Genomic DNA, 7813 nt, shown 5'->3' on the forward strand with positions numbered 1-7813 from the left:
CGCCGTTGGTGGATGGGTTGGTGGGGTTCTGTCGGCGGTGGCGTCCGGACCTGGTGGTGTGGGAGCCGCTGACGTTCGCGGCGCCGGTGGCCGCGGAGAGCCTGGGCGTGCCCCATGTCCGGTTCCTGTGGGGGCTGGACCTGATCGGGCGGGCCCGCCACCACCACCTGGCGCGGCGTCCGCCGGACGCGCCCCGGCCCGATCCGCTGACGGACTGGATGGGGCACATGGCCCGCCGGTCCGGGACGGTGTTCACCGAGCGGATGACCCGGGGGCACCTGACCCTGGACCCGTTCCCCGACCCGCTGGCGCTGGACCCGGTCCCGGGCGTGGACCGGCTGCCGGTGCGCTACATCCCCTACAACGGGCGGGCCGTCTCGCCGGGGTGGCTGGCCGGGGCCCGCTCGGGGCGTGCGCGGGTGTGCCTGACCCTGGGCGCGACCGCGGTGGACCGGCTGCACACCGGGACCGGTCTGGACGTGAACGGGCTGGTGCGGGCGCTGGCCGCGACGGGGGCCGAGGTGGTGCTGGCGTTGACCCCGGACCAGCTGGACGCGTTGCGGGACCCGCCCGAGGGGGTGGTCGCGGCGGGTCCCACCCCGTTGCACACCCTGCTGCCGACCTGTGACGCGGTGGTCCACCACGGGGGTGTGGGGACGCTGTGCACCGCGATGGTGCACGGGGTGCCGCAGCTGGTGCTGCCGCAGGTGATCGCTCCGATGTACATCTACGACGAGCCGGTGCTGGCGGAGCGGCTGGACCGGCAGGGGGCGGGGCTGACGGTGCGGTCGGCGGTGCTGGAGGGCGGGGAGCTGACGGGGATGCTGGCCCGGCTGCTGGAGGGCCGGGAGCACCGGGAGGCGGCCCGGGACCTGGCGGCGCAGGCCCTCGCGATGCCCGGGCCGGGCCGGACCGCCCACACCCTGCACCACCTCACACACACGGGGGCGGCGGCCGTCTGAACGGCCGCCGCCCCGGCGGTGTCGCGTGCGCTCAGCTCACGTGGACCTGCGGCACGTAGCCGATCCACCGGCCGCCCGCCTCGCGGAAGCCGGTCTCCTTGGCCAGGATCTCCTGCTCGTGGTTCCAGGCGAACAGCAGAGCGTAGTCGGGGTAGGGGTCGGCGAACGCCTCCGGGCCCCGCACGGGCAGGTGGCCCCCCGGCGTGAGCCGGCCCTGCTTGGCGGGCGTGGTGTCCACGACGAACTCCACCAGCGAGGGGTCGATCCCGCAGTAGTTGACGACGGTCGCGCTCTTGGCGGTGGCCCCGTAGGCCACCACGCGCTCCCCCCGGGCGGAGATGTCGCGCAGCAGCTCCATGAGCCGGTCGCGGGAGAGCTCGACGCTCCGGCCGAAGCCCTTGAGGGTCTCCTCCGACGTCAGGGCGCGCTCGTCCTCCTGCCGGGCCAGGTCCTCCACGGCCGCGGACGGCGTGCGGGCCCCGGCGCGCGCCAGCGTGTACCGCAGCTCGCCGCCGTGGGTCGGGATGCGCTCGACGTCCACCAGCTCCAGTCCGAAGCGCGCGGCCATGGCCCGGACCGAGGTGACCGTGAACAGGAAGAAGTGCTCGTCGTAGACCTGGTCGTAGGAGGTCTTCTCGACGATGTCGCCGAAGTAGGGGTCCTCGAAGACGAACACGCCCCGGGGCGCCAGCAGCGCCTCCACCCCGCGCAGGACCGAGCCGATGTAGGGGATGTGGCAGAAGGTGTTGGCCGAGAAGATGACGTCCGCGCGGCCGTGCTCGGCGAGCACCTCCCGGGCCGTCTCCTCCTCGAAGAACCCCTTGCGGACGTTCACGCCGTGCGAGGCGGCGATGTCGGCGACCCCGCCCGACGGCTCGAAGCCCAGGTGGCGGACGCCCGCGTCGGCGATCGTCCGGAGCATGACCCCGTCGTTGCAGCCGATCTCGACGACGAACGGGTCGTCCGAGTCGAGCGCGGTGTCCAGGAACCGGCGCGCGACGGAGGAGAAGTGGGCGCGCATCCCCGCCGAGCCCGAGGAGAGGTAGGGGTAGTCCTCGTGGAACATGCGCTCCCGGGGCACCTCCTCCATCAGCTGCACCATGGTGCACCCCGCGCAGGCGCCCACCGCCAGGCGGAAGAAGAACTCCTCGTCGGCGGCGTCGGGCAGGCGGAAGGCGTCGGACAGCGGCTGGCGCCCGAAGTCGAAGAACTCGTGGACCGTGCCCTGGCAGACACGGCACTCGGAGGTGGAGGGCATCGCGTTCATTCCTTGCTGGTGGTGGGGTGCGGGGGAGGGGCGGGCCGCGCGGCCCGCGCGGGTCAGGCGGGGGAGTCGTCCTCCAGCTCCAGCCACCAGGGGTGCTCGGACGCCCACTCGACCAGGCGCGTCACGCCCTCGCGCAGCGAGGTGTCGCACCGCGCGCCGACGAGGGACTTCAGCTTCGTGGTGTCCGGGACGCGGCGCCCCAGGTCCTGGTAGGTCTCCCCGAAGCTCGCGCCGGTGTCGATCGAGGTGATCCCGGCCGTGGAGCCGGTGAGTTCGACGACCAGCTCCACCGCCTCGCGGACCGTCATCTCCGTGGAGTTGCCGATGTTGAAGCACTCGCCGACGGCCGCGCCGCCGTCCCCCACCCGCACCGTCGCCGCGACCGCGTCGTGCACCGAGGTGAACGTGCGCGTCTGGCGGCCGTCGTCGTACACGACCGGGGCGAGGCCGTTGAGGCACCGGTGCACGGTCCGGCTGATGAGGAACGCCGGCCGCTGCCGCGGGCCGTAGAGGTTGAAGTAGCGGACGATCGACGCGTCCAGGCCGCGCTGGCGGATGAACGCGAACGTCAGGTGCTCGGCCAGGGCCTTGCTGGAGGAGTAGCTCCACCGGTTGATGGAGGTGCTGCCCAGGATGCGGTCGGCGTCCTCGGTCCAGGGCACGGAGGGGTTCATCCCCGACACCTCGCTCGTGCTGGCGAGGATGACGCGCGCGCCCACCCGGGAGGCCTGCTCCAGCACGTTGCGCGTACCGATGAAGTTGGTGTCGATCACGTCCAGCGGAGCCGACAGGTACCGGTCCACCCCCACCACGGCGGCGAGGTGGTAGACGATGTCGACGTCCTCGGTGATGACCGACGCCAGTCCGTCCACATCCCTTATGTCCCCGGTGACGACGCGCACCCCCGGTGAGCGCCCGTCCGGGGGCGAGACCCGGCGGCCGGTGTCGAACACGGTCACCCGGTCTCCCCGCTCCAGCAGGCAGTCGACCAGGTGGCTCCCGACGAACCCCCGTCCGCCGGTGACGACTGCGTGAGTCATGGCATCTACCGTCCGATCCCGAGATAGGTGTAGCCGAGGGAGCCCAAGCGTTCGATCGTCTCCCTCGGGAAGTAGGCGCGCCCGTCCAGCACGGCGCAGTCCGGGCGGGTGTACCGCCTGAGTTCGGCGAAGTCGATCCCGTGGAACTCCCGGTGCCACGCCGTGACGGCGATGCAGTCGGCGTCCCGGACCGCCTCCTCCACGTCGGGGACCGAGGGTGAACCGAACACCTGTTCGGCCGCCTCGGGGCTCACCAGGGGGTCGTGCAGGGCGACCCGGACGCCCGCCTCGCGCAGGGCGCGGACCATGGGGGCGACCGGGGTGGCCCGCAGGTCGCCGGTGTCGTTCTTGAACGCCAGGCCCAGGACCGCCACCCGCGCCCCGCCCGGATCCTTCCCCGCACCGCGCAGGGCGTCGAGCACGAGCGAGGCGGCGTACCCGGGCATCCCGTCGTTGACCGCGCGCGCGGTGGGGACCGTCCGCAGCTCGACGCCCCGGCGCCGCGCGGAGCTCCAGGCCATCCAGGGGTCCTTGGTCAGGCACGAGCCGCCCACGCCGACGCTGGGCAGCAGGATGTTCACCCGGCCGCCGCCCTTGGGCAGGTCGTTGGTGGCGGCGACCACGTCGAGCATGTCGACCCCGGCCTGCGAGCAGACCAGGGCGAGCTCGTTGGCGAGGGCGAGGTTGTGGTCGATCCACCAGTTGCTGGCGATCTTGATCATCTCGGCCGTCTCCAGGGACGCGCACGAGCGAACCCCGACCCCCAGCGCGGTCCGCCAGAACTCCTCCGCGGCCTCGGCGGCGTCCCGGTCCGAGCCCCCCACCACCACGGGGAGTTCGGCCAGCTCCCGCAGCGCCGTGCCCTGGGAGAGGCGCTCGGGCGAGAAGACCACCCCGAAGTCCTCGCCGCAGGACAGGCCGCCGCTCTCCAGGAGCGGGATCACCAGCTCCCGGGTGGTCCCGGGGGGCACCGTGCTCTTGAAGATCAGGAGCTGGCCCCGCCGGAGGTGGCGGCTCAGCTCCTTGCAGGCCCCGCGCAGCTGGGTGTCGATGAAGGCCCCGGACTCGTCCACCGGCGTCCCCACGGCCACGATCACCACGTCGGCCGCGGACATCTCGGCGTGGTCCGCGGTGAAGCGCACGGAGGGCAGCCGGTGGCACCGCTCCAGCAGCTCCGCCAGGCCCGGCTCGTGGAAGCGGCAGACGCCGCCGCGCAGTTCCCCGACGAGAGCGGCGTCGGTGTCCACGCCGATGACCTCGTGGCCCCTGTCGGCGAGGATGAGCGAGACGCAGGAGCCCACGTGTCCGAGGCCGATAATGGCGACGGTGTATTTTTTCCTGTCGGGCAGGAAACGCATATCCGCTCCGTTCGAGATTCCTTAGCCGGGCGCGCCGGAACCATCTTCTCGCCGTGAAAGTACCGGTGCTCGTCGGCACGGCACGGTACCCGTCGGATACCGTGCCCTGCCCAGCATCGGCCGATGAGGAGAACAGGGGGCGGCTGTTCGGGCGAAGGTCAGCATAGGAGCGGGTGCTGTTTTCGGCCAGAGCGGATTTCCCGTGCGGGCTCCGGCCTCCTTCCGAGAAGACGAATGCACGCCATTTCCGGGCGTGCGCCGGGCGCCGGTCCGGCACGTGCCCGGGGGTGTCCCGCCGGCGGGACACCCCCGGACTTCACCGGTCGCGCGCCACCCGCGCGGCCTCGGCGACGACCGCGCACAGGGCGGCCCTCTCGGCCGCCGTGAGGACCGCGGCGCCGGTGCGGGCGTGCAGGACGGCGGGGCCGCGGCCGTCCGGGCACCGGCCCGACGCGTGGAGGGACCGCAGGACGGCCGCCGTGCAGTGGTGCGCCATGCGCCTGGCCCAGAGGAAGCGCGTCCCGGGCGGGTCCTCCCGCAGCCCCTCCTCGCGGGTGTACGCCCGCAGCCGGGGGACCACGCACAGCCGGCCGCCCTCCTCGCCCACCAGGCCGAGCACGACCAGCAGGTCGAGGTGGCGGTCCACCAGGGGGATCTCCGGGCCGAGCATGGCGGCCACGGCGTCCCTGGGCAGGGAGGGGACGGAGAACATCCCCAGCGCGCGCAGGACCCGGGCGGTCTCCCGCCCCAGCCGGCCGTACGGCCACGGGGCGTTCCGGGTGCCCGTGGCCGTGACCGCCTCCGCCGCGGCCCGTGCGCTCTCCGCGTCCGCGGCGCAGCGGCCCTCGGTGGTCGCGAACCTGATCAGGTGCTTGGAGAGGTCGTGCAGGGCGAGGGGCGTGTAGCCGTGGATCCGGCACAGCTCGGAGAGCACCCAGCGGCTCGGGAGCGCGCTCTCGCCCAGGGCGTTATGCTGCTGCCGCAGCGCCCGCCCGACCGACCTCTTCACCAGGAGGACGGCGTCCTCCGACCGCAGGGGGCCCAGGGTCAGGCGCCGGGCCCCCTCCATGGTGACCAGACCGGTCATGGTGTCGCGGCCCGTGACGATCACGGCGCACCCCGGGGCTCCGGGCAGCAGCGGCCGGACCTGTTCGTGCGAGAAGGCGTTGTCGAGCACGACCAGCATCTTCTTGCCCGCCGTCAGGCTCCGGTACAGCCCGATCAGGCTCTCCGCCGGCAGGGCGTTGGAGGCCATCTGGCCCAGGCTGAACAGCATGTGCTGGAGCGCCTGCTCCGTCCCCAGCGGGCCCTTGGACGTGGTGTCCCCGCGCAGGTCGACGTACAGCTGGCCGTCGGGGAAGTGCGCGGCCATCTCGTGCGCCAGGCGCACGGCGAGCGCGGACTTCCCCGTGCCCGCGGCGCCGTCGATGTACAGGAGCGGCGCGTACTTCGCGGACACCAGGTCCTCGGACGCCATGGTGCGCAGGAGCTGCACCTCGTGGTCCCGGCCGACCAGGTCGGGGTGGGCCCGGGGGAGCTGGGCCGGGGGCGCCGCCAGCAGGAGGGGGGAGGTGATTCCGGCCGACGGGTCGTGGTGCCCTCCGCGCGCGAGCACCGGCTCGCCGCGCAGGATGCGCATGTGCTGGTGCTGGACCTCCTCGTTGGGCTCGATGCCGAGCTGCTGGACGAGCTCGCGCCGCAGGTTCTGGAACTCCGCGAGCGCCTCGGCCCTGCGTCCGCAGAGGGAGTAGGCGTGGATGAGCAGGCCGCGCAGGCGTTCGCGCAGCGGGTGGCGCTGGGTGAGGCTGGACAGCTCGTGCACGGCCTCGTTGTGCATGCCCAGGCTCAGCATGAGGTCGAACCGCATCTCCAGGATGGTGAAGTGCAGTTCCTCCAGCCGGGAGCGCTCGATCTCCGCGAGCGGCCCGGGGATGCCGACCAGGGGACGGCCGCGCCACAGGGCCAGGGCGCGCTCGAACTCCGTCAGCGCCGTGCGCGGCGCCTGCGGGATGTGGCGCTTGCCCGTCTCCACGTGCGCCTCCACGCGGTGCACGTCCACCTGGTCGGTGTCGATGTTGAGCCGGTAGCCCAGGCCGTCGAACTCCAGGAGGGCGGACGCGCTGCGGGGGCGCCGGTCGGGTTCCAGGACCCGGCGCAGGCGCGAGACGTAGGTGTGGACGCTGCTGGTCACGGAGTCCGGCGGCTGGTTGCCCCAGACGGCGTGGATGATCTCCTCCTGGCTGACCGACCGGTTGGCCTGGAGGACCAGGGCGCTGAAGAAGGCGCGCTGGCGGCTCCCGCCCAGGCTGGGCCGGTGGCCGTCGACCGAGGCGGCGACCTGGCCGAGCAGGCGGATGTCGACGTCGCGGCCGGTGCCGGACGCCGTGCCGGGCGGGGCCCCCGGGTGCGTCTGGGAGCCGGGGCCGTGCGGGCCCGGCGGGCGCTTGGCGTCGGAGGCACCGGGGGTCAGCGGGTGCGGTGGTCGGCGACCAGGCTTTCCATTCGGGAGGCGATCGTGTTCGGTGATGGCGACGACTCCATCTGTGTACGCAAGCGGCGGGCCGCCCCCGTGGGGGCGGGTTCGTTCAGGAGGCGTGTGAGCGCCCCGCGGACGCGGCTCCCGTCGGCCCGCTCCGGGGGGATGTGGACGCCGGCCCCCAAGGCCTCCAGGCGACGTGCCGGGAGGACGTTGTCGAACCACGTCGGAACCACGATCTGCGGTACGCCCAACGAGGCGACGCCGAGGAAGGTTCCCCAACCGCCGTGGTTGATGACGGCGGAGCAGGTTCGGGCGAGGGGCTCCAGGGGGGTGAAGCCGATCGGGCGGACGTTGGGGGGCAGGGTTCCCAGGTGTGCGCGCTCGGCGTCGGGGAGGGTGGCCACGATCTCCGCGTCCAGGTCCGCGAGTGATTCCAGGATGTCCTTGACCGGGACGGAGTAGCCGCCCTGGCGCTCGGTGGCGGAGGTGCCCAGGGTGAGGCAGACGCGGGGGCGCTCGGGCGGGGTGAGGAGCCAGTCGGGGACGACGGCGCGGCCGTTGTAGGGGATGTAGCGCAAGGGGACGTAGCGGACGCCGGGGGCGTCCTGTAGACGCAGGGGCTCGGGCAGGTAGTCCAGGGTGAAGTACCCGCGGGTCATCCGCTCCCGGAACTCCACACCCCACCGCGCCGCATGACGACCCATCCA

At 73.2% G+C, this 7813-nt stretch carries 6 protein-coding genes; 1 reads left to right on the forward strand and 5 read right to left on the reverse strand.

The genetic code is table 11. From position 1 onward, the window contains the following. The coding region (locus tag BUE45_RS30805) for a nucleotide disphospho-sugar-binding domain-containing protein (RefSeq protein ID WP_218619615.1) at nucleotides 1-962 on the forward strand (962 nt) is incomplete at its 5' end. 31 nt (nucleotides 963-993) lie between these two features. On the opposite strand, the gene BUE45_RS30810 is transcribed toward BUE45_RS30805, so the two are convergent. From BUE45_RS30810 to BUE45_RS33675, 5 genes are all read right to left on the reverse strand, one after another. After that, on the reverse strand, nucleotides 994-2220 hold the full coding sequence (locus BUE45_RS30810; protein WP_073384445.1) for a class I SAM-dependent methyltransferase: 1227 nt from the start codon (nucleotides 2218-2220) through the stop codon (nucleotides 994-996). Nucleotides 2221-2282: 62 nt separating this feature from the next. Next, on the reverse strand, nucleotides 2283-3269 hold the full coding sequence (locus tag BUE45_RS30815; protein ID WP_073384446.1) for an NAD-dependent epimerase/dehydratase family protein: 987 nt from the start codon (nucleotides 3267-3269) through the stop codon (nucleotides 2283-2285). Between the two features lie 5 nt (nucleotides 3270-3274). Next, the gene (locus BUE45_RS30820) at nucleotides 3275-4627 is read right to left on the reverse strand and encodes a nucleotide sugar dehydrogenase (RefSeq protein WP_073384447.1); all 1353 of its coding nucleotides are present in this window, start codon (nucleotides 4625-4627) and stop codon (nucleotides 3275-3277) included. Between the two features lie 316 nt (nucleotides 4628-4943). Then, nucleotides 4944-7154: an AfsR/SARP family transcriptional regulator gene (locus BUE45_RS30825; protein ID WP_245833629.1), complete on the reverse strand. Its 2211-nt coding sequence runs from the start codon at nucleotides 7152-7154 to the stop codon at nucleotides 4944-4946. Beyond that, nucleotides 7094-7813, reverse strand: a 720-nt coding sequence (locus BUE45_RS33675; protein ID WP_143173554.1) for a nucleotide disphospho-sugar-binding domain-containing protein, incomplete at its 5' end; no start/stop codon positions are given. The genes BUE45_RS33675 and BUE45_RS30825, both read right to left, overlap by 61 nt.

This window comes from Nocardiopsis flavescens, from assembly GCF_900141985.1.
GTDB lineage: Bacteria > Actinomycetota > Actinomycetes > Streptosporangiales > Streptosporangiaceae > Nocardiopsis > Nocardiopsis flavescens.